We start from the raw sequence: 19,873 nt of genomic DNA, 5'->3' as shown, positions 1-19,873 counted from the left end.
CGGGGAGGGGCAAGCTCAGCCCTCGAGCGTCTTCCACATCTCGATGTCGCGCTCGGCCGTCCACACGCGCGGGTCGGCGTGGCCCGAGGCCTCGTCGTAGGCGCGGCTCACGTCGAAGGGCATGCAGTGGTCGAAGATCACCCACTGGCTGTACTTGGGCTGGAGCTTCGCGTAGGTCTCCTTGTAGACCGCGTTCAGGTCGCGTCCGGCCTTTACGCCTTCCTGCACGCTCGCGTACACGTCGGAGATGAAATTGCGCGTGCCCTGCAGGCCCTCGGCCACCTGCTCGGGCGTGGTGAGCGCCGCGCCGCGGCCCGGCACCAGCGCCGCGGGCTTCAGCGCGGCGAGGTTGTCGAGCGTCTGCGGCCAGTCCTTGAAGTACGCGTCGCCCGCATAGGGCGTGGCGCCGAACTCCACCAGGTCGCCCGACAGCAGCGCGCGCTCCTGGGGCAGCCAGACGACCGTGTCGCCCTTGGTGTGGCCGCGGCCCAACTGCAGCAGCTGCACTTCGAGCTTGCCGAGCCACAGCGTCATCTTGCCGGTGAAGGTCATGGTGGGCCAGGTCAGCCCCGGCGGCACGGTCTCGACGTTCTGGAACAGGCGCGGGAAGCGGCCGATCTCGCTGGCCTTGTCGGCCTCGCCGCGCTCGACGATCAGGTCGCGCGTGTCCTGGCTCGCGAGGATGTGCTCGGCGCCGTAGCCGGCGGCGCCCAGCACGCGCACCGCGTGGTAGTGCGTGAGCACCACGTACTTGATCGGCTTGTCGGTCACTTCGCGGATGCGCCGCACCACGTCGGCGGCCATCGCAGGCGTGGCCTGGGTGTCGGCCACCAGCACGCAGTCGTCGCCGATCACGATGCCGGTGTTGGGGTCGCCTTCGGCGGTGTAGGCCCAGGCGTGCTCGGAGATCTGGCTGAAGGTGACCTTCTTCTCCTCCATGTCGGCCTGGCTGGCGAACTTCTTGGCTTGGCTCATCGTGGTCTCCATCGAATGTGAATGTTGAATTCGTCTAAAGCAAATGAATTTGCGGATAACGAATTTGCGAAGTGTAGGCGCTGAACCGGTTCATGTCTAATCCCTTCTTCATGAACGAACATCCGACGCCCGGCGCCACGGCGGCCAACGACACCGACCGCGCGGCGCAGCGCGGCATCCAGAGCATCGAAGTGGGCGGCCAGCTGCTGCGCGCACTGGTGCACCACGGCCGGCCGATGGCCCTGAAGGACCTGGCCCGCGAAGCCGACATGACGCCCGCCAAGGCGCACCCGTACATGGTGAGCTTCGGGCGTTTGGGGCTGATCGAGCAGGACCGCGCCAGCGGCCACTATCTGCTCGGTCCGCTGGCCTTGCAACTGGGGCTCATCAGTCTGCAGCAGGCCGACCCGGTGCACATCGCCACGTCGCTGATCGCCGAAGTGGCGCGGCGCATCGGCCACACGGTGGCGCTCGCGGTCTGGGGCGCGCGTGGCGCGACCATCGTGCGCACGGCCGAGTCGCCGTCGCCGGTGCATGTGAACATGCGGCACGGCACCGTGTTCTCGCTCACCAACACGGCCTCGGGCCGCATCTTTGCCGCCTACCTCGAGGCCGCCACCGTGCGGCAGCTGCTCGACGCCGAGCGCGGGCGCCAGAAGCAGCGCACGCCCGGCATGCCGCCCGAGCGCCCGCTGCCCTCATGGGGCGAATTCGAGCGGCAGCTCGAGGAAGTGCGCGCTTACGGCATCAGCCGTTCGGAGGGCGAGGTGATCGAGGGCGTCAGCGCCATGGCCGCGCCGGTGTTCGACCACACGGGCGCGATCGTGCTGTCGGTCACGGCCATCGGCCCCGCCGCCATCTTCGACACCGCCTGGGACGGAGAAATCGCACGCGCGCTCAAGGCCTGCGCGGGCACGGTGTCCGAGCGGCTCGGCGCAAGCTCGGTCGCAAAGGGCACCGACTGAGACTGATTCCGCGAGCGCCATGAGCCTGGGCAACGATTCTTCTCTTTCTTCTCCCGCTTCGCCATCTGCCGCGGCCGTCGAATCCGCCATCGCGCTGCTGGGCGCCGCACGCCGCATCGTGGTGTTCTCGGGCGCGGGCCTGTCGCGCGCATCGGGCATTCCGACCTACCGCGACGCCGACGGGCTCTGGATGAACCGCAACGCGCTGCAGTTCTCGCATGCCGAGGACCTGCAGCGCGACCCCAAGGGCTTCAGCCGGTTCTGGGCCCAGCGGCTCGCGCCCGTCGAGGCCGCCGAGCCGAACGCCGGCCACCAGGCGCTCGCGCAGCTGCAGCGGCTGCGCCCGGCCACGCGCCTCATCACGCAGAACGTCGACGGCCTGCTGTCGGTCGCAGGCGGACTGGAGGTGCTCGAACTGCACGGCTCATTGCGCCGCTGGCGCTGCGATCATTGCGGCAACCGCCAGGGGCCGTGGCCGTTCCAGCGCTGCCTGCGCTGCGCCTCGCGCGCGCGGCCCGATGTGGTGATGTTCGGCGAGGCGCTCAACCCCGGCGTGCTGCTCGACGCCCAGGCCGCGGCGCAGGAGTCGGACGCGTTCATGGTGGTCGGCAGCACGGCGGTCGTCTACCCGGCCGCGGAACTGCCGGAGATGGCGCTGGCCCATGGCGCCCGGCTGATCACGCTCAACATGGAGCCGCTGCCGCAGCTCGATGCGGCCGCAGCGGTGGTGCTGCGCGGCGCGTCCGAAGACCTGTTGCCGCGGCTGCTGGCGGGGCTCGGCGGACCGGGAAGCCTGGCCTGAGCCGAGCCTGAGGACGCTCAGCCCTTCTTGCCGCCCAGCAGCACCAGGGCCCCGCCCACCACGATCGCCGCCACGCTGGCCCAGGCCGGAAAGTTGACCTGCTGTTGCTCCTTCACCGACAGCTCCAGCGGGCCGAGCTTGGCCTGGTGCGTTTCCTTGGTGAAGCTGAAGCCGCCGAGCGCGAGGCCTGCGAAGCCCGCGACGATGAGCAGGATGCCGATGATGCGTGTGGGATTCATGCGGAGGTCTCCTCGTTGTGATGGTTGTGGTGGATGGTTCGAGCTTACTGCCGCGGGATCTGGTCGACCCATTGCACGATCTCGGCGACCGCCGCGTCGGTGGCGGCGGCCAGCGCCTTGACGCCGCCTGGCGCGTTGGCGCTCGGCGCTGGGCGGCGCACGGTGAAGCTGCGCTGGCCCAGCACCCGGTCGCCGCCCGCGGTGCCGCGGATCAGCGTGGCGCGCAGGCGCACCAGGCCGGCGCTGTTGCTGGCCGAATCGAAGTAGTGGCTGAATTCGTCGACCGACACGCGCAGGGTGTCGGGCACCCGGCCTTCGGTACGCGCGATGGTCGCGCTCTCCTCGGGGCCGAGCACGGTGCGCCGTTCGGCCAGCGCGTCGCGCAGCCGCTGGCGCAGCAACTGGGCCGGCGGCAGGCTCCAGCGCGACTGGCCGTAAGGGCGCAGCTCGTTGGCATCGGCATAGCCGAGCCGGTAGAGGATCTGCGTGCCGTCGAGGCGGCTGTTGCTCTCGATCTCGGCCAGTGCGAGCGTCGGCAGCGCCGCGGCCGGTGCCGCCGCAGCGGCCGCCGCGCCAGCGGGGCCGGGCCCGAAGTCGTAGAGCGTGGCGCGCGCGGGCTTGTCGGGCAGGGCCCCGCAGCCGGCGAGCAGCAGCGCTCCGAGCAAGAGCCCGAGCCCGGCGGCCGGGGCGAGGCGGAAGGGGCGGCGAATGGCGTGGTTCGTCAGGGTCATCTTCAATCCTCGGCCTCAGGGGCGGTCCGGCCATGCGGCGGGCGGTGCCGTGAAGCCCGGCTCCCCGGGCCCCGCGGCGGCGCCGCCGTTGCCGAACAGCAGCGATTGCGGGTTGTCGTTGATGCCGTCGGCCGCGCGGCCGAGCCGGCGCACCGCGCGCGAGGTGTCGTCGGCGACGCGGTTCACGCGCGGCAGTGTGGCGGAATTGAACGAGTCGACCGCCTGCGCGAGCGACTTGGTGCCGTCGCCCAGGCGATCGATGGGCCCGTCCGGCGCATTCAGCCGGTTGACGGTGGTGTTGAAGTTGTTGGCCACGCGCGAGACGTCGCCGGCCGCCTTCTTCACCGAACCCATGGTCTCGGGCAGCGCTGCGAGCGTGGGGTTCAGGCCGGTCTTCACCGTGTTGTCGAGCTGCTTGAGCAGCGTATTGGCGCTGGCCGAGGCGGCCGCGATGTTCTCGAGCGCTTCGGCCACGCGCTTCTGGTTGCCGTCGCCGAGCAGCGCGTTGGCGCGCTTCGTGGCCTCGTCGACCTGGTTGATGATGGCCTCGCCGCGGTCCTGCAGCTGCGCCAGCATCGAGGGCTTGAGCGGAATGCGCGGCGGGTCGTCGTTGTTCGGCGTCAGCACCACGTTCGATTCGCCCTTGTCGTCGAGCGCGATGAAGGCGAGGCCCGTCACGCCCTGGTAGCTCAGCGTCGCGAAGCTCGAGGTGGTGAGCGGCACGCGCTGGTCGACCGTGATGCGCACGCGCACGTTGCCGCGCATCTTGGGGTCGAAGTCGATCGAGGTCACCTTGCCGACCGCGATGCCGCGGTAGCGCACCATGGCTTGCGGCTGCAGTCCGCTGACCGCGTCGCGCGTGGAGAGTTCGTAGATGTTGCGCACCGTGTTGTCGCGCGTGAACCAGACCACCAGCCCGATGAGCACGGCGATCAGGCCGAGCACGAAGGCGCCGGCGGCGAGGGCATGGGATTTGTTTTCCATGGTGTGTGGCTACCTTTCAGTGGCCCGCGCCGGCCGCGGCAGGCGGGGCATCGGCGGGTTTGTCATGCAGGGCCTCCAGCGCGCGCTGGCCGCGCCCGCCCAGGAAATATTCGTGGATGAACGGATGCGGGTACGCGATCACCTCGCGCGCGGCGCCGCTCACGATGACTTTCTGGTCGGCCAGCACCGCGATGCGGGTGCTCAGGTCGAACAGCGTGTCGAGGTCGTGCGTGACCATCACCACCGTGAGGCCGAGCTCGCGGTGCAGGCCGCGCAGCAGGTCGCAGAAGCTGTCGGAGGCCTCGGGGTCGAGGCCTGCCGTGGGCTCGTCGAGCAGCAGCAGCGGGGGGTCCATGATGAGCGCGCGCGCCAGCGCCACACGTTTGATCATGCCGCCCGACAGGTCGGCCGGGCTCTTGTTGGCGTGCTGCGGCTCGAGGCCCACCATCTGCAGCTTGACCAGCGCCGCGTTGCGAATCAGCTCGTCGGGCAGCAACTTGAGCTCGCGCAGCGGAAACGCGATGTTCTCGAGCACGCTGAAGGCCGAGAACAGCGCGCCGTGCTGGAACAGCATGCCGACGTTCGCCGCGCCCTTGGCGCTGAGCTCGCCGGGCGCCCGCCCCAGCACTTCGACCGTGCCCTTCGTGGGCTTCTCGAGGCCGAGGATCTGCCGCAGCAGCACCGTCTTGCCGGTGCCCGAGCCACCGACCAGCGACAGCACCTCGCCGCGCTCGATGCGCAATTCGAGGTCGCGATGCACCACCTGCTCGGCGTCGGCGTTCTTGAACACCGTCCAGAGCTTGCGGATGTCGACGACTGCTGCTTCGTCGCTCATGCCCTGAACCCCACGCCCTTGAACAGCACCGCGAACAGCGCATCCACCAGGATCACCGCGGTGATCGAGGTCACGACCGACGAGGTCGTGCCGCGCCCCAGGCTTTCGGTGTTGGGCTTGACCTTCATGCCGAAGTAGCAGCCGATCAGCGCGATCAGCACGCCGAACACCGCCGACTTCGCGAGCGCGATCCAGAGGTTGGTGATTGGCACCGCGCGCGGCAGCGCCGAAAGAAAGTAGGCCGGCGAGATGTCGAGCGCGGCGTCGGCCGCGAGCATGCCGCCCGCGAGCGCCGCCATCGAGGTCCAGAGGCTGATCAGCGGCATCGCGATCGCCAGCGCCAGCACGCGCGGCATCACCAGCCGGAAGCCGTGCGGAATGCCCATCACGCGCATCGCGTCGAGTTCCTCGGTCACGCGCATCACGCCGATCTGCGCCGTTATCGCCGAGCCCGAACGGCCCGCGATCAGCACCGCGGCGAGCACCGGACCGAGTTCGCGGACCAGCGACAGGCCGAGGATGTTGACCACGAACGCCTCGGCACCGTACTGGCGCAGCTGCTGCGAGATCAGGTAGGCCAGCACCACGCCGATCAAAAGCCCCACGAGCGCCGTGATGTGCAGGGCGGTGGCGCCGAACTGGTAGAGGTGGCCCGAGAAGTCGCGCCACGGCCCGCGGTGCGGCGCACGCAGCAGCGTGCCGACGTCGATCGCGAGCTGGCCGACAAGGCCCACGTAGTCGCGCGTCGCCTGCAGCGCGCGCGGGCCGGTGTGCGAGAAATGCCGCAGCCGCTCGGCCAGCGTCGGCGACGGTTCCTCGGGCGTGCCGACGGTGTATCGCGCCACCTGGTCGAGCACCGCCTTGTGCTGCGGCAACATTTCGAGCGTTGCCGGCCAGTCGTGGCGCCAGTGGTCCCAGAGCAGCTGTGCGCCAATGTGGTCGAGCTGATCGATCGGACGCAGGTCCCAGGCGCGGTCGTCGCCGGGCGGCGCCGCGGCGAGGTCGCTTGCGAGCGCCTGCCAGGCAGGGCGCGACGACATCGCGAGCGTGGTCCAGCGGCCAGTCGCCACCATCCAGCGCCGGCCCTCCTGCTCGCGCGCTTCGATGCGCGGCAATCCGCTGTCGGCGGCGGATGCGTCGGCAGGCGAAGTTGCGATGGGCATGGCGGGGCGGTGCAGGGCGGAGTAAGAAGGAAGCGGCGGTCGGAGGCCGCATCGTAACCGGGTGAATCGGCGTTCCGGTGACGCTCTGCCGGCGCTTGGCGTAGGGGTTCACGCCGTTTCCGCGGCCGCCTGCCGGGCCCCGGCGTCACCCCCAGGCGCGCGACAGTGCGTTCCAGGCGCTGGCGATGACCGGCTCGTTGCGCCGCGCCGCGAGCGAGACGAAGCGCAGCGCACAGTCGAGCTGCACGCGGTCGGCCATCACCAGCCCATGCGACTGGCTCTCGCGAATGGCGATCGAGTCGCGCAGAAGGCTCAGGCCCACGCCCGATTTCAGCAGGTCGAGCATCGACGCCTCCTGGTCCACGAGCGCCACGCGCCGCGGCGCGAGTCCGAGCGGGCCGAACACGCGCTGCAGCAGGCGGTGGTGCGCCGATTCGGGCGGCGTGCCGAGCCACGGCAGCGCGGCCAGGGCTTTCCAGTCGCGGCCCAGCACCTGCGGGCCCCAGCCGGCGGGCGCGACCACGCGGTAGGTGAAGCGCGTGAGCGTGCGTGCGGCGAGCGGCGCGGCGGCGGCGGATGCGTCGCTGGGCCCGTCGGTGGGCTCGCCGTCGAAGGTGTCGAGGTGGAAGCCCACGTCCAGCTCGCCGCGCAGCACCTGGGCCAGCACCGTGCCGCTCATGCCGTGGCGCAGCTCGGTCTCGATCTGCGGAGCCGACTCGACGAGCTCGCGCAGGAACATGCCGAGCCGGGTGAATTCGGGGTCGAGGATGGTGCCGATGCGCAGCGCCCCGCGCACGCTGCCCTGCAGGTTGCGCGCCGCCTGCTGCAGGTCGGCCACTGCCGCGAGCACGCGCTCGGCCTGCGGCAGCAGCGCGGCGCCGTCCGCCGTGAGCGCCAGGCCGTGCGGCGTCCGGGTGAAGAGCTGCAGTCCGGTGTCCTCGGCCAGCCGCTTGAGCTGCAGGCTCACCGCCGGCTGCGTGAGGTGCAGCTGCTCGGCAGCACGCGAGACATTGCCTTCGCGCGCCGCCAGCACGAAGGCGCGGAGGAGATGGAGGTCCGGGGCGGCGGCGGTCATATAAGTGCGACTTATAAACCACTGGCGCCGAAATCATTGGCAATCGGCCGAGGGAATGGGTGAAACTGCCGTCCGCGGGATCGGCATGGTCCATGAGCAGCAAAAATATCCACAGAGACAAGAAGCAGGTGCCATGAGCGAAGACGACAACACTTTCGAATACATCGTCATCGGTGGCGGCACGGCCGGTGCGCTGATGTGCAACCGGCTCACGCGCAAGAAGCAGCAGCGCACGCTGCTCGTCGAGGCCGGCCGCAAGGACGACTACCACTGGATCCACATCCCGGTCGGCTATCTCTACTGCATCGGAAATCCGCGCACCGACTGGCTCTACAGCACCGAGCCCGACGCCGGGCTCAACGGGCGCACGCTGCGCTATCCGCGCGGCAAGACGCTGGGCGGCTGCTCCAGCATCAACGGCATGATCTACATGCGCGGCCAGTCGCGCGACTACGACCAATGGGCGCGGCTCACCGGCGACGACGCCTGGCGCTGGGACAACGTGCTGCCCGACTTCAAGAAACACGAGGACCATTACCTCGGCGCCGACGAACTGCATGGCGCCGGCGGCGAATGGCGGGTCGAGAAGCAGCGGCTGCGCTGGGACATCCTCGATGCCTTCGCCGAGGCCGCGGTGCAGGCCGGCGTTCCCCACAGCACCGACTTCAACCGCGGCAGCAACGAGGGCGTGGGCTATTTCCAGGTCAACCAGAAGAACGGCTGGCGCTGGAACACCGCCAAGGCCTTCCTGCGGCCGGTGTGCTACGGCCGGCCCAATTTCGAGATGTGGGTCAATGCGCACGCCACGCGGCTGGTGCTCGAGACCCAGCCCGACGGCAGTCGCCGCTGCACCGGCGTGCAGGTGTGGGACGGCCATGAGATGGTGACGGCCCGCGCCACGCGCGAGGTGATCCTCTGCGGCGGCGCCATCGGCTCGCCGCAACTGCTGCAGCTTTCGGGCATCGGCCCGGCCGATCTGCTGCGCCAGCATGGCATCGAGGTGGCGGTCGATGCACCAGGCGTCGGCGCCAACCTGCAGGACCACCTGCAGATCCGCGCGGTCTACAAGATCGACGGCGCGCCCACGCTCAACGTGCTGGCCTCCTCGATGCTCGGCAAGGCAAAGATCGGTCTCCAGTACCTGATGAAGCGCAGCGGCCCGATGAGCATGGCGCCGTCGCAGCTCGGCGCCTTCACGCGCAGCTCGCCCGAGCACGCGTGGCCCAATATCGAATACCACGTGCAGCCGCTCTCGCTCGATGCCTTCGGCGAGCCGCTGCACAGCTTTCCCGCCTTTACCGCGAGCGTGTGCAACCTCAACCCGACGAGCCGCGGCACGGTGCGTATCCGCAGTGCGCGCTTCGAGGACGCGCCGGCCATCGCGCCCAACTACCTGAGCACCGACGCGGACCGCAAGGTGGCGGCCGATTCGCTGCGCGTGACGCGCCGCATCGCGTCGCAGCCGGCGCTCGCGAAGTACAAGCCCGAGGAGTGGAAGCCGGGCGTGCAGTACCAGAGCGACGACGACCTCGCGCGCCTGGCCGGCGATATCGCCACCACCATCTTCCATCCGGTCGGCACCACCAAGATGGGCGCCGACGACGATCCGATGGCCGTGCTCGATTCGCACCTGCGCGTGCGTGGCGTGCAGGGCCTGCGCGTGGTCGATGCGGGCGCCATGCCCACCATCACCAGCGGCAACACCAACAGCCCGACGCTGATGATGGCCGAGAAGGCGGCAGACTGGGTTCTTCGGGGCGTCTGAAAAGAGGCGCGCCCGGACGGTTCACTTGAGCTTGCTGTCTTCGCGCTTGGCTTCGGCCATGGCCTCGGGCTCGAGCTCCTCCGCATAGCGGTTCATACGGATGAAGACGCCCCAGCCGGCCATCAGCAGGCCCACGGCACCGAGCATGAGCGCCGCATGGAGCATCAGCTCGGGTGCCTCGCGCGCCTTGAAGATCGCGACCAGCGCTTCGACCGACACCGCGACCACGATCACCACCATGAAGCGCGAGAGGAACCTGCGCACGCGCGTCGGCGCGCTGATGTGGGCGTCGCGCACCACTTCCTCCTCGAGCACGGTCTGCGAGATCTGCAGCGCCACCACGCCGGCCGCGAGCAGGCCCACCGCCTCGATGATCGCTTCCGCTGCGGCCAGGTCGAGGCCGTTGAGAACGGCGCTCCAGCCGGCCCGCACCGCGATCACGACGAGCACGATCGATGCGAGGGCGAAGGCCAGCGACATCAGCGCATGGATCGCGGCGTAGAGGGAGTGGACCAGTTTCATGCGGGTGTGCGCCGGGTGCGGCGTGCGGTGGATCGGCGCCCGGATCTTCGGCGCACAGGGGCCTGCGGCGCGTAGGCGCCCAGCGCATCGTGCGCACAGCGGGCGCCGGGTTCCTTCCGCCAACGCACCAGGTCCTTCGTTTTTGTCGCTAGGCAAGCGCACGCGATTGGCTGATAGTGCCCCGCATGAACTCTCCCCGAACCGGCGGCCAGATCCTGGTCGACCAACTCTTCATCCATGGCGTCCGGCAGCTCTTCTGCGTACCCGGCGAAAGTTTTCTCGCGGTGCTCGATGCGCTGCACGACGGCGCAATCGACGTCACCGTGTGCCGCCAGGAGGGCGGCGCTGCGATGATGGCCGAGGCGCAAGGCAAGCTGACCGGCCGGCCCGGCGTGTGCTTCGTCACCCGCGGGCCGGGCGCCACCAATGCCTCGGCCGGCGTGCACATCGCGCACCAGGACTCGACGCCGCTGCTGCTGTTCGTCGGCCAGGTGGCGCGCAATGCGCTCGGCCGCGAGGCCTTCCAGGAGCTCGACTACGCGGCCGTCTTCGGCACCATGGCCAAGTGGGTGGTGCAGATCGACGACCCCGCGCGCGTGCCCGAGCTGGTCTCGCGCGCCTTCCACGTGGCCACCTCCGGCCGGCCCGGCCCGGTGGTGATCGCGCTGCCCGAAGACATGCTGACGCAGGCCGCGAGCGTGGCCGACGCGCTTCCGTATGCCGTGACAGAAACGCATCCCGGCGCGGCACAGCTCGCCGAGCTGCAGCAGCGCCTCGCTCGGGCCGAGCGTCCGGTCGTCATCCTCGGCGGCAGCCGCTGGTCGGAGAAGGCGGCGCTGCAGTTCGCGGATTTCGCGGCCGCGTTCTCGCTGCCCGTTTACTGCTCGTTCCGCCGCCAGATGCTGCTGTCGGCCGATCACCCGAACTATGCGGGCGACCTGGGGCTCGGCGCCAACCCACGCATGCTCGAGCGCATCCGCGATGCCGATCTGGTGCTGCTCATCGGCGGGCGTCTGTCCGAGGTGCCGTCGCAGGGCTACGAACTGCTTGCGATTCCGCAGCCCGCGCAGGCGCTGGTGCACGTGCATGCCGATGCCGATGAACTCGGCAAGCTCTACCGGCCGGCGCTCGGCATCCATGCGACGCCGCAGGCCTTTGCCGAAGCCGTGGCCGCGCTGCGTCCGGCCTCCGAGCCCGCCTGGCAGGCGCGCACGAAAGCCGCGCGTGAGGAGTTCCTGCGCTGGAGCGATCCGGCGCCGATCCGAATTCCCGGCAGGCTGCAGATGGGCGAGGTGATGCAGCACCTGCGCGAAGTGCTGCCGCCCGACACCATCTTCTGCAACGGCGCGGGCAACTTCGCCACCTGGGTGCACCGCTTCTGGCCGTTCCGCGCCTTCGCGAGCCAGCTGGCGCCGACCAGCGGTTCGATGGGCTACGGCCTGCCGGCCGGCGTCGGCGCCAAGCGCCTGTGGCCGCAGCGCGAGGTCGTGGTGTTCGCGGGCGACGGCGACTTCATGATGCACGGCCAGGAGTTCGCCACCGCCGTGCAGTACGGGCTGCCGATCCTCGTGGTGCTGCTCGACAACGCGATGTACGGCACTATCCGCATGCACCAGGAAAAGCACTACCCCGGCCGCGTCAGTGCCACACAGCTCAGGAACCCCGACTTCCGCGGCTATGCCGAGGTGTTCGGCGGCCACGGCGAACGCGTGACGCACACGGCGGAATTCGCGCCCGCGCTGGCCCGTGCGCGCGCGAGCGGCAAGCCTGCGATCTTGCATTGCCTGCTCGACCCCGAGGCGATCACGCCCACGGGCACGCTGCAGGGCCTTCGCGAGGCGGCGCTGGCCGCACGCTGAAGGGCGACTAAACGCCGGGTCGCCGTGCCGCCAGGCGGGCGGCGCGCGCCAGCGGCTCCATCGCCAACTCGAGCCGCCCCGCGAGCTGCCCGAGTTCCTCGTCGTTGGTCTCGATCGCGTGGGCGCGTGTCATGCGCACGATCTCGGCCGCGTACTCCGCATTGGTCGCCATCCATTCGGTATCGGTCACCCGCCCGTGCTTTCGCCTGAGCGCCACGTGCAGGCGCGCGGCCAGGGCAATGCGTTCGCTTTCGGACATGGATGGCATGGCGTCTCCGTCGGGGTGCTCGCAATGCTTCAGCAAGATCGAGGCCGACCCCAGAGGGCGCACAGGCCGAAAGCGGGTAATTCCCGATGCACTGCGCCGGTGCACCGCCTACAGTCTGCCCACTCGCAACGGGCCAAGCTCGTGCTGCCGAGGGTCCGAGGAGACAAATTCCGGTCAAAAGAAGAATCTGAAGGCTTCCGCTCGAGAGGCCCTGCTGAACTTGAAAGGCGCCGCTGGTCGGCGCCTTTTTTATGTCCGCAGCCGGCGGTGCAAGGCCATCTGCTCTGCACGCAGCGCTGGTTCTAGCTCCTGTTTTTGTAGCAAGCGATGCGACAATCCCGGCATGGAAATGCTGGTGGTCACGCTCTCCTCGCTGTTCGCGGGCTTTGTCGATGCGATCGTTGGCGGCGGCGGGCTGATCCTCGTGCCGGCCCTGTTCGCCGTCTTTCCGGGCGCGCCGCCGGCCACCCTGCTCGGCACCAACAAGAGCGCGTCGATCTGGGGCACCGCGGCCGCGGCGGCGCAGTTCAGCCAGCGCGTGCAGATGCGCTGGGCCGCGCTGTGGCCCGCCGCGGTGCTCGGCTTCGTCGGCTCGATGCTCGGCGCCTGGGGCGTGACGCTATTCCCGGGCGACTTCCTGCGCCGCGCGCTGCCCATTGTGCTGCTCGGCGTGCTGCTCTACACGCTGGCGCGCAAGGACCTCGGCCGCCACCACGTGCCGCGCTTCGCGGGGCGCGCCGAAACGCTCGCGGCCTGCGCGATCGGCTTCTCGATCGGCCTCTACGACGGCTTCTTCGGCCCGGGTGCAGGTAGCTTCCTCGTGTTCCTGTTCGTGCGCTGGATGGGCTACGACTTTCTCAACGCCTCGGCCTCGGCCAAGATCATCAACACGCTCACGAATGCCGCGGCGCTGCTCCTGCTCGCCGCCAAGGGCCATGTCTGGTGGCACTACGGCCTGGTGATGGCGGTGGCCAACGTCGCCGGCAGCCTGCTTGGCACGCGCGTGGCGCTCAAGCACGGTGCCGGCTTCGTGCGAGGCGTATTCATCGTCGTCGTGAGCGCGTTGATCCTGAAGACCGCCTACGACGCATTTCTGAAATAGCGGCCCGACCTCGCCCGGGCACACGGCGGACAGAAACGAAAAAAGCTCCCGAAGGAGCTTTTTTCATTCGAGAGCGAACTCTCGGAGGTGCAAGGGCTTAGTAGCCGCCGCGGCCACCGCCGCCGCCGCCGTAGCCGCCGCCACCACCGCTGCGGCCACCGCCGCCGCCGCCGTAGCCGCCGCCACCACCGCCGTAACCACCACCACCGCCGCCGCCGTAGCCGCCGCCACCACCGGTGCGGGGGGGGCGTGCTTCCATCGGACGTGCTTCGTTCACCGTCAGGGCGCGGCCCTGGAACGAATGGCCGTTCATGGCTTCAATGGCCGACAGGGCCTCGGCGTCCGAGCCCATTTCGACAAAGCCGAAGCCCTTCGAACGGCCGGTGTCGCGTTCCATCATGACCTTGGCGCTGACGATCGAGCCGTACTCGCCGAAAGCCTGTTCCAGGTCGCTGTCACGCACGGAGTAGGCGAGGTTGCCTACGTAAAGTTTCTTGCCCATGGAGGGACTCCTGATTCAAACCAACAAAACAAAGCGATGGAGTCCCAGAATCACAACAAACAAAATTGCGCTGTGGCGCGAAACTGACCGATCACCGAATTACGTGCACGGGAGACAAGCTCGCAGACACGTAGGCCCGATTATCAGCGGCGATTCGGAAAAAGCACGCTGCATCCCCCACTTATTACCAATCATCACGTCCGGACGGGCGATTTCGCAACGGTTCGAGCAGCCCTTTGAGCCCGTTGTGGTCTATTTCATGCATCAAATGCAGCAGCCGCCCGATCTCGCCTGCGGGAAAACCCTCGCGCGCGAACCAGGTCAGGTAATTTCCGGGCAAATCGGCAATCACGGTGCCCTTGTGTTTGCCGAACGGCATGGGGAGCGTCACGAGGCGCTGCAGGTCTTCGGGTTTCATGCTTCTTCTTGGTGACGGCGCCGGATTTCAGCCGCCTGCGCGCTTGACGGTGTGGCCCTGCTTCGCGAGCGACGCGATCACCAGGTCCCGGTGGTCGCCCTGGATTTCGATGATTCCGTCCTTCACGGTGCCGCCCGAACCGCAGGCCGCCTTGAGTTGTTTGCCGAGTGCTGCGAGCGCCGCCGCATCGAGCGCGAGACCCTTGACGACCGTCACGCCCTTGCCCTTTCGGCCCTTGGTCTCGTGCGATACCCGCACAATGCCGTCCGTGGCGGGCGTCTGCGCCTTCTTCATCAGTTCCTTGCAGCGGCATTGCGCGACCGGCGCGCCGCACGCGGGGCACATGCGGCCGCCCGATTCGGTGGAATACACCAGCGCGCTCGCCGGGTTGTTCTTCATCGCTGCCATTCGGTGCGTCTCTTCGTCTTCAATTTCCGGGGTTTCTCCATCTTGCCGCCTGCTCACATGCCATTCGATTCATTGGGCCTCGTGCCCGCGCTCGTGCAGGCAGCCACGGAGAGCGGCTATGCCGCGCCGACCGCGATCCAGGCGGCCGCCATCCCGGCGATTCTGCAGGGCCGCGACCTGCGCGGCACGGCGCAGACCGGTTCCGGCAAGACCGCCGCATTTTCGCTGCCGCTGCTGCAGCGTCTGCACAGCGAAGCGGCCGGGGCGCCGCGTCGCGTGCGCGCGCTGGTGCTCGTGCCCACGCGCGAACTCGCGGCGCAGGTCGGCGAGAGCATGCGCAGCCTCGCGCAGCACCTGAGCGTGCGGCTGAAGATCGTCGTCGCCTTCGGCGGGGTGTCGATCAATCCGCAGATGATGAGCCTGCGCGGCGGCGCCGACATCGTGGTCGCCACGCCGGGCCGGCTGCTCGACCTGGCCGACCACAACGCGCTGCGGCTCGATGGGGTGTCGATGCTCGTGCTCGACGAGGCCGACCGCCTGTTCGACCTGGGCTTTGCCGAGGAGCTCGGCCGCATCCTCGCGCTGCTGCCGGCGAACCGCCAGAACCTGCTGTTCTCGGCCACCTTCCCGCCGGCCATCCAGGCGTTGGCCGACGGCATGCTGCACGAGCCCGCGATCGTCGACGTGCAGGGCGAGCCGGGCACCGAGCCGGCGATCGTGCAGCGCGTGATCGAGGTCGACGCGAACCGCCGCACCCAACTGCTGCGCCACCTGCTCGAACGGCACAAGGACGAATGGGACCGCGTGCTGGTCTTCGTCGCCACGCAGCATGCGGCGCAGATCGTGGCCGAGAAGCTCTACAAGAACGGCATCTATGCGGTGCCATTCCACGGCGACATCGCGCAGGGCACGCGCAGCGACATCCTGTCGCAATTCAAGCAGAGCCGCTGGGACGTGGTGGTCGCCACCGACCTCGCGGCACGCGGCCTCGACATTGCGCAGCTGCCGGTGGTGATCAACTACGACCTGCCGCGTTCGCCCACCGACTACATCCACCGCATCGGCCGCACCGGCCGTGCCGGGGAAAGCGGGCTTGCGATCAGCTTCGTGAGTGCGTCGACCGAGGCGCATTTCCGGCTCATCGAGAAACGCCAGGGTCTGAGCCTGCCGCGCGAGCGCATCGAGGGCTTCGAGCCGACCGAAGCGGCCGTGCCGCTCGTCGATGCGTCGGGCACCGGCGGCATCAAGGGCAAGCGGCCGAGCAAGAAGGACAAGCTGCGCGCGGCGGCCGCCAAGGCGACCGGGCAGGGCGAGTAGCCCCGCGCGCGGGCCGTTGCGTCAGCTGCTGGTGCGCACGCGGCGCGGCGCGGCGGGCGCGTCCATGCTGGTGCCGGTCACGACCCAGTAGATGAAGATCAGCACGGCGCCGGCGGTGCCGAACACAGACAGGCCCATGTAGCTGCCGCCGATGGCGAGCGCGTCGACCGGCGCGGCCGCGGTGCAGATCATGCTCGCGGCGCTCATGCCCACGTAGTGCATCGTGCAGACGGCCAGCGCCATCACAAGGGCTGCCGCCACCTGGTGCAGCAGCCGCCGCAGGTTGAAGGCCAGCCACAGCGCGGCGCCGGCCGCGGTAATGGCGATGGCCACCGACAGCGCCACGATGCCGAGGTCGAAGTCCATCGAGGCGCGCATGTTCATCGCGAACATGCCCATGTAGTGCATCACGCAGACCCCCACGCCCGCGAGCAGGCTGCCGGCCAGCCATCCGGGCTTGCTGAACCTGCGTCGACCGCCCGCGAGGTACAGCGCGATGCCTGAGATCAGGATCGCCGCCACCAGCGACACCGCGGTCAGCGGCACGTTGTACGAGATGCCCACCGGCAGCCGATAGGCCAGCATGCCGATGAAGTGCATCGACCAGATGCCGATGCCGCCGAGCGCCACCGCCGCGCAGGCCACGACGGCCAGGTTCGGGTTGCCGTCCGCGCCGACCATGCGCTTCGCGCAGATCAGCGCCACCAGCGATCCCGCGAACGAGATCAGGAACGAGAGCGCCACCAGCCCCAACGAGTATTCGGGCGACAGCATCTGGCCTACGACGAGGGGTGGCATGGGGACTCCTTCTGGATGGAAGAACGCCCGCCCCCGACACCGTTGTCAGGAGGCGTAACCAGACGTTCGTCGCGGAGTTTGTAACCTTTGTGTAGATAAGTAAACAGAATTTTGCATTTTTCACATTTTCTGGTCTTTGCCTCTGGGGCGGATCCGGTAGATCGCGTTGTTCCGGTCGGCCGACACATAGACCGTCCCGTCTGGGCCGACCGCCACGCCGGTCACCACGTAGGGCGCCGGCAGGCCCGGCCCGGGTGCGAGGCCGATCGGCAGGTCTTCGGCCACGGTGCGGCGGCTGCCGGTGGCGGGGTCGATCTCCACCAGGCGGCGCGCCGCGCTTTCGGCCACGATGAAGCTGCCCCAGGGCGTTTGCGCCAGGCCTTCGGGCAGCGCAAGGCCTTCGGCGATCGCGCGCAGCGGCGCGCTCGCGTCGAGCGGAATGCGCGTGAGCTTGCCGACCGCCTCGGTCACATAGAGCGCGCCGTCTTGGCCGAGGACCATCTGCACCGGGCCGCCAAGGCCGCTGGCGAGCACTTGCTTCTGTGCGAAGCCCGGCCCGCTGGCGCGCGTGATGCTGCCGGTCGCGATCTCGGCATAGATCACGCTGCCGTCGGCCATGGGCATCGCGTCGAACGGCGCCTTCAGGCCGTGCAGCGTCTCGACGGTGCGCAGCGTCTGCCGGTCGACCAGTTGCACCGTGCCGGTGAACCACGAGGCGAGCGCAAAGAGCCGGCCCGAGAGCCCGACCGAGAACGGGTAGTCGAGTTCGGGGTCGCGCTGCATGCGGAACACGTCGCGCACCTCGCCGGTGTGCACGTCGACCTGGCGGAAGCCGAACACGTCGGCCACCCACAGCGTGCGACCCTCGACCTTGAGGCCCGCGGGCGCGGCGAGCTTGCCGCTGGTGAGCGTGCGCAGCGCGCCCGTTGCCGGGTCGAAGGCCTGGATCTCGTTGTTGGCCATGTTCGACACGTAGATCGTGCCGTCGGGCGCAATGGCCAGGTTGTCGAGCGACGGACGCAGCTGCCGGGTCAGCGTCTTGCGGCCGCTGGCGAGCTCCACGCGCACCAGTTCGCCACTGCGCGCATCGACCACCCAGAGGTTGCCCTTGCCGTCAAGGTTGGCCGCGGCCGGAATCTTGAAGCCGTCGGCGATCACGGTCATGCTGCCGGTGGCGGGGTCGATCTTCACCACCTGGCCCTTGAACCACAACGGTCCGTAGAGCATGCCGTCGGGCCCGACCTCGAAGCCGTTGAAGCCGCCCATGTCCTTCTTGATGAGCCGCGGCGGCTTCTTGCCCTCGCGGTCGATCTCCCACAGCGCGTCGCCGAGGAACACCTGCGAGGCGTAGAGCTTGTTGCTGCGGCGGTCGAAGTCGACCGAATTGAGGCCCGGCAGGTCCTTGGCGAGCACGCGCATCGGCGCGTCGTCGTGCTCTCGGTAGCGCAGCATGCCCATGAGGTAGTTGGTCCATGCGAGTTCGCCGCGCGGCCCCACCGCGATGTCGTCGGCCTGGCCTTCGGGCGCCGGCACGAGCACGCGCGCGGCGCCGGTGCGGCGGTCGACTTCCCACAGCGTGTTGCCGAGCACCGAGCCGGCGAGCAGGCGCCCTTTCGTGTCGATGGCCAGGCCGTGCACCCCTGCGAACGCGGAGGGCGCCACCAGGGCCTCGGGCGGCCCCCAGGCATCGGGCCGCGTGGGCGGTTGCTGCGGCGCCGAGGGCGGAAAGACGCTGCTGCAGGCACCCAGCAGGGCGAGCGTGGCGGTCAGGGCGGTGGCTGCTGCAAAGCGGCGGAAGAACATGCTGCTTCTCTCCTTCTTCTGTGTGCGGACGAGTCTAGAAGGAGGCAGGGGCAATGCGGCCGTCGCGCGCGGGACATGCGGACTTTCATCCGCTCTCGGTTACCCGGGGTTCAGCCGCGCAGGAACTGCGTCACGGCGTGGATCACCAAGCCCACGAGCCCGCCCACCAAGGTGCCGTTGATGCGGATGAACTGCAGGTCGCGGCCAATGTGGCGCTCGAGCTCGACCGTCATCTCGGCGGCGTTCCACTCGGCGACGCGCCCTTCGATGTAGCGGCGGATGTCTTCGCGGTGGCGCTCGATCGCGGCCGGCGCGGCGGCTTCGAGCTGCTCGTTGATCCACCCGCGGATCGCGGCGTCGGCCTGCAGCCGCTGGCCCAGCGTGGCGGCCATCGCCGCGATGCGCCGGCCGATGGAGGAATCGCCGCGCCCCAGGTCGTCGTGCAGCCAGGCCAGCAGTTCGCTCCAGAGCCCGTGCAGGTACTCGCCGAGCGCGGGGTGGGCCATGAGTTCGGCCCGGATCTGCTCGCCGCGTGCGCGGAACTCGGGGTCGAGCTTGAGGCGCACCACGAAGTCGTCCATGAAGCTGTCGAAGCGCTTGCGCATCGGATGGCCGGGCTCGGCCGCGAGCTCTGCGATGGTGTTCGCCACCGCGGCCACGATCTTGCGCGTGGCCATCCTGGCCGCGACCTGGTCGAGGCCCACGTAGCGCAGCGTGCGGATCTCGCGCGCGATCGCTTCGGTGATGTGCGCTTGCACCTCCTCGCCCTCGAGCACGCCCGCGAGCTGCTGCAGCACGTCGTCGAGCAGCGCCTGGTGGCGCCCGCCCGCCGTGAGCGCATCGAGCGCCTGGCCCATGAGGCGCGACAGGTCGACCTTGCCGAGGCCTGCGGCCGCAGCGCGGCCCATGAAGACGCGCACGCGTTCATCGTCGAAGGCGCCCAGCCCGTAGCGCGCGGCGGCGATGCCCCATTCGCCGAGTTTCTCGCCGCTCGCGGGCCGCGCCAACCAGTCGGCGATGCGCGCCGCGGCATCGAACTCGCGCAGCTTTGCGAGCACCTGCGCGGTGCTCAGGAAGTTGTCGCAGATGAAGCCCGCGAGCTTGGCGCCGATGCGGTCCTTGTTGCTCGGGATGATCGCGGTGTGCGGGATCGGCAGGCCGAGCGGATGCCGGAACAGCGCCACCACCGCGAACCAGTCGGCGATCGCGCCGATCATGGCCGCCTCGGCGAACGCGGCCACGTAGCCCCAGGCGGGATGCACGTCGTGCATCGCACTGGCCAGCGCATAGAGCGCGGCCGCGGCGCACAGCAGGCCGAAGGCGATGCGTTTCATGGGCCGCG

Annotated in this window: 21 protein-coding genes; 6 read left to right on the top strand and 15 right to left on the bottom strand. The window is 69.3% G+C overall.

Annotated features, from left to right (window positions below; genetic code table 11):
* Nucleotides 1–15: 15 nt before the first annotated feature.
* Nucleotides 16–975: an MBL fold metallo-hydrolase gene (locus AC3A6G_RS20790; RefSeq protein ID WP_487861176.1), complete on the bottom strand. Its 960-nt coding sequence runs from the start codon at nucleotides 973–975 to the stop codon at nucleotides 16–18.
* Nucleotides 976–1,085: 110 nt separating this feature from the next.
* Between AC3A6G_RS20790 and AC3A6G_RS20785 the strand changes: the two genes are divergently transcribed.
* Together AC3A6G_RS20785 and AC3A6G_RS20780 are read left to right on the top strand one after the other, a co-directional pair.
* On the top strand, nucleotides 1,086–1,940 hold the full coding sequence (locus tag AC3A6G_RS20785) for an IclR family transcriptional regulator (protein WP_487874447.1): 855 nt from the start codon (nucleotides 1,086–1,088) through the stop codon (nucleotides 1,938–1,940).
* A gap of 19 nt (nucleotides 1,941–1,959) precedes the next feature.
* A complete protein-coding gene (locus AC3A6G_RS20780; RefSeq protein ID WP_487874446.1) occupies nucleotides 1,960–2,742 on the top strand; it encodes an SIR2 family NAD-dependent protein deacylase in 783 nt (260 codons plus the stop codon).
* A 17-nt stretch (nucleotides 2,743–2,759) separates the two neighbouring features.
* Here AC3A6G_RS20780 and AC3A6G_RS20775 read toward each other — a convergent pair whose 3' ends face one another.
* The 6 genes from AC3A6G_RS20775 to AC3A6G_RS20750 all read right to left on the bottom strand — a co-directional run bounded on the left by AC3A6G_RS20775 (nucleotide 2,760) and on the right by AC3A6G_RS20750 (nucleotide 7,769).
* Nucleotides 2,760–2,981: a hypothetical protein gene (locus AC3A6G_RS20775; RefSeq protein WP_487861179.1), complete on the bottom strand. Its 222-nt coding sequence runs from the start codon at nucleotides 2,979–2,981 to the stop codon at nucleotides 2,760–2,762.
* 44 nt (nucleotides 2,982–3,025) lie between these two features.
* Nucleotides 3,026–3,712: an ABC-type transport auxiliary lipoprotein family protein gene (locus AC3A6G_RS20770; protein ID WP_487874445.1), complete on the bottom strand. Its 687-nt coding sequence runs from the start codon at nucleotides 3,710–3,712 to the stop codon at nucleotides 3,026–3,028.
* 15 nt (nucleotides 3,713–3,727) lie between these two features.
* Nucleotides 3,728–4,696 carry an MlaD family protein gene (locus AC3A6G_RS20765; RefSeq protein ID WP_487861181.1) on the bottom strand — a complete coding sequence of 323 codons (969 nt, stop codon included), beginning with the start codon at nucleotides 4,694–4,696 and terminating at the stop codon, nucleotides 3,728–3,730.
* A 16-nt stretch (nucleotides 4,697–4,712) separates the two neighbouring features.
* Nucleotides 4,713–5,531, bottom strand: a complete 819-nt coding sequence (locus AC3A6G_RS20760) for an ABC transporter ATP-binding protein (RefSeq protein WP_487874444.1) — start codon at nucleotides 5,529–5,531, stop codon at nucleotides 4,713–4,715.
* Nucleotides 5,528–6,694, bottom strand: coding sequence for an MlaE family ABC transporter permease (locus AC3A6G_RS20755; protein ID WP_487861183.1), 1,167 nt, complete (start codon nucleotides 6,692–6,694; stop codon nucleotides 5,528–5,530). The genes AC3A6G_RS20760 and AC3A6G_RS20755 overlap by 4 nt, the downstream gene beginning before the upstream one ends.
* Before the next feature lie 145 nt (nucleotides 6,695–6,839).
* Nucleotides 6,840–7,769 (bottom strand): LysR family transcriptional regulator, encoded by a 930-nt coding sequence (locus AC3A6G_RS20750; protein ID WP_487874443.1) that lies wholly within the window; start codon nucleotides 7,767–7,769, stop codon nucleotides 6,840–6,842.
* A 133-nt stretch (nucleotides 7,770–7,902) separates the two neighbouring features.
* Here AC3A6G_RS20750 and AC3A6G_RS20745 point away from each other — a divergent pair, with 133 nt between their 5' ends.
* On the top strand, nucleotides 7,903–9,534 hold the full coding sequence (locus tag AC3A6G_RS20745; protein ID WP_487874442.1) for a GMC family oxidoreductase: 1,632 nt from the start codon (nucleotides 7,903–7,905) through the stop codon (nucleotides 9,532–9,534).
* A 21-nt stretch (nucleotides 9,535–9,555) separates the two neighbouring features.
* Here the strand turns inward: AC3A6G_RS20745 and AC3A6G_RS20740 are convergent, their stop codons facing one another.
* Nucleotides 9,556–10,056 carry a hypothetical protein gene (locus AC3A6G_RS20740; protein ID WP_487861186.1) on the bottom strand — a complete coding sequence of 167 codons (501 nt, stop codon included), beginning with the start codon at nucleotides 10,054–10,056 and terminating at the stop codon, nucleotides 9,556–9,558.
* Between the two features lie 185 nt (nucleotides 10,057–10,241).
* On the opposite strand from AC3A6G_RS20740, the gene AC3A6G_RS20735 reads away from it, so the two are divergent.
* Nucleotides 10,242–11,915, top strand: a complete 1,674-nt coding sequence (locus tag AC3A6G_RS20735) for a thiamine pyrophosphate-binding protein (RefSeq protein ID WP_487874441.1) — start codon at nucleotides 10,242–10,244, stop codon at nucleotides 11,913–11,915.
* Between the two features lie 7 nt (nucleotides 11,916–11,922).
* Here the strand turns inward: AC3A6G_RS20735 and AC3A6G_RS20730 are convergent, their stop codons facing one another.
* Complete coding sequence (locus AC3A6G_RS20730) at nucleotides 11,923–12,183, bottom strand: hypothetical protein (protein WP_487861188.1); 261 nt, start codon at nucleotides 12,181–12,183, stop codon at nucleotides 11,923–11,925.
* Between the two features lie 343 nt (nucleotides 12,184–12,526).
* Between AC3A6G_RS20730 and AC3A6G_RS20725 the strand changes: the two genes are divergently transcribed.
* Nucleotides 12,527–13,285 carry a TSUP family transporter gene (locus tag AC3A6G_RS20725; protein WP_487861189.1) on the top strand — a complete coding sequence of 253 codons (759 nt, stop codon included), beginning with the start codon at nucleotides 12,527–12,529 and terminating at the stop codon, nucleotides 13,283–13,285.
* A 97-nt stretch (nucleotides 13,286–13,382) separates the two neighbouring features.
* Here AC3A6G_RS20725 and rbp read toward each other — a convergent pair whose 3' ends face one another.
* The 3 genes from rbp to AC3A6G_RS20710 all read right to left on the bottom strand — a co-directional run bounded on the left by rbp (nucleotide 13,383) and on the right by AC3A6G_RS20710 (nucleotide 14,613).
* Nucleotides 13,383–13,787 (bottom strand): RNA-binding regulator, encoded by a 405-nt coding sequence (gene rbp / locus AC3A6G_RS20720; protein ID WP_487874440.1) that lies wholly within the window; start codon nucleotides 13,785–13,787, stop codon nucleotides 13,383–13,385.
* Between the two features lie 184 nt (nucleotides 13,788–13,971).
* On the bottom strand, nucleotides 13,972–14,205 hold the full coding sequence (locus tag AC3A6G_RS20715) for a DUF3820 family protein (protein ID WP_487861191.1): 234 nt from the start codon (nucleotides 14,203–14,205) through the stop codon (nucleotides 13,972–13,974).
* Between the two features lie 27 nt (nucleotides 14,206–14,232).
* Nucleotides 14,233–14,613, bottom strand: a complete 381-nt coding sequence (locus tag AC3A6G_RS20710; protein WP_487861192.1) for a translation initiation factor Sui1 — start codon at nucleotides 14,611–14,613, stop codon at nucleotides 14,233–14,235.
* A gap of 57 nt (nucleotides 14,614–14,670) precedes the next feature.
* On the opposite strand from AC3A6G_RS20710, the gene AC3A6G_RS20705 reads away from it, so the two are divergent.
* Complete coding sequence (locus AC3A6G_RS20705) at nucleotides 14,671–15,930, top strand: DEAD/DEAH box helicase (RefSeq protein WP_487861193.1); 1,260 nt, start codon at nucleotides 14,671–14,673, stop codon at nucleotides 15,928–15,930.
* A 21-nt stretch (nucleotides 15,931–15,951) separates the two neighbouring features.
* On the opposite strand, the gene AC3A6G_RS20700 is transcribed toward AC3A6G_RS20705, so the two are convergent.
* From AC3A6G_RS20700 to AC3A6G_RS20690, 3 genes are all read right to left on the bottom strand, one after another.
* Entirely contained in the window at nucleotides 15,952–16,728 is a 777-nt protein-coding gene (locus AC3A6G_RS20700; protein ID WP_487861194.1) for an MHYT domain-containing protein, read from the bottom strand.
* 120 nt (nucleotides 16,729–16,848) lie between these two features.
* Nucleotides 16,849–18,531, bottom strand: a complete 1,683-nt coding sequence (locus AC3A6G_RS20695) for a Vgb family protein (protein WP_487874439.1) — start codon at nucleotides 18,529–18,531, stop codon at nucleotides 16,849–16,851.
* 110 nt (nucleotides 18,532–18,641) lie between these two features.
* The gene (locus tag AC3A6G_RS20690; RefSeq protein ID WP_487861196.1) at nucleotides 18,642–19,865 is read right to left on the bottom strand and encodes a DUF445 domain-containing protein; all 1,224 of its coding nucleotides are present in this window, start codon (nucleotides 19,863–19,865) and stop codon (nucleotides 18,642–18,644) included.
* Nucleotides 19,866–19,873 lie beyond the last annotated feature (8 nt).

It is taken from the genome of Variovorax sp. Soil_C_26 (genome assembly GCF_057657075.1).
Note: the sequence above shows the minus strand (reverse complement) of the source record. Positions and strands in the feature narration are given on the sequence as shown.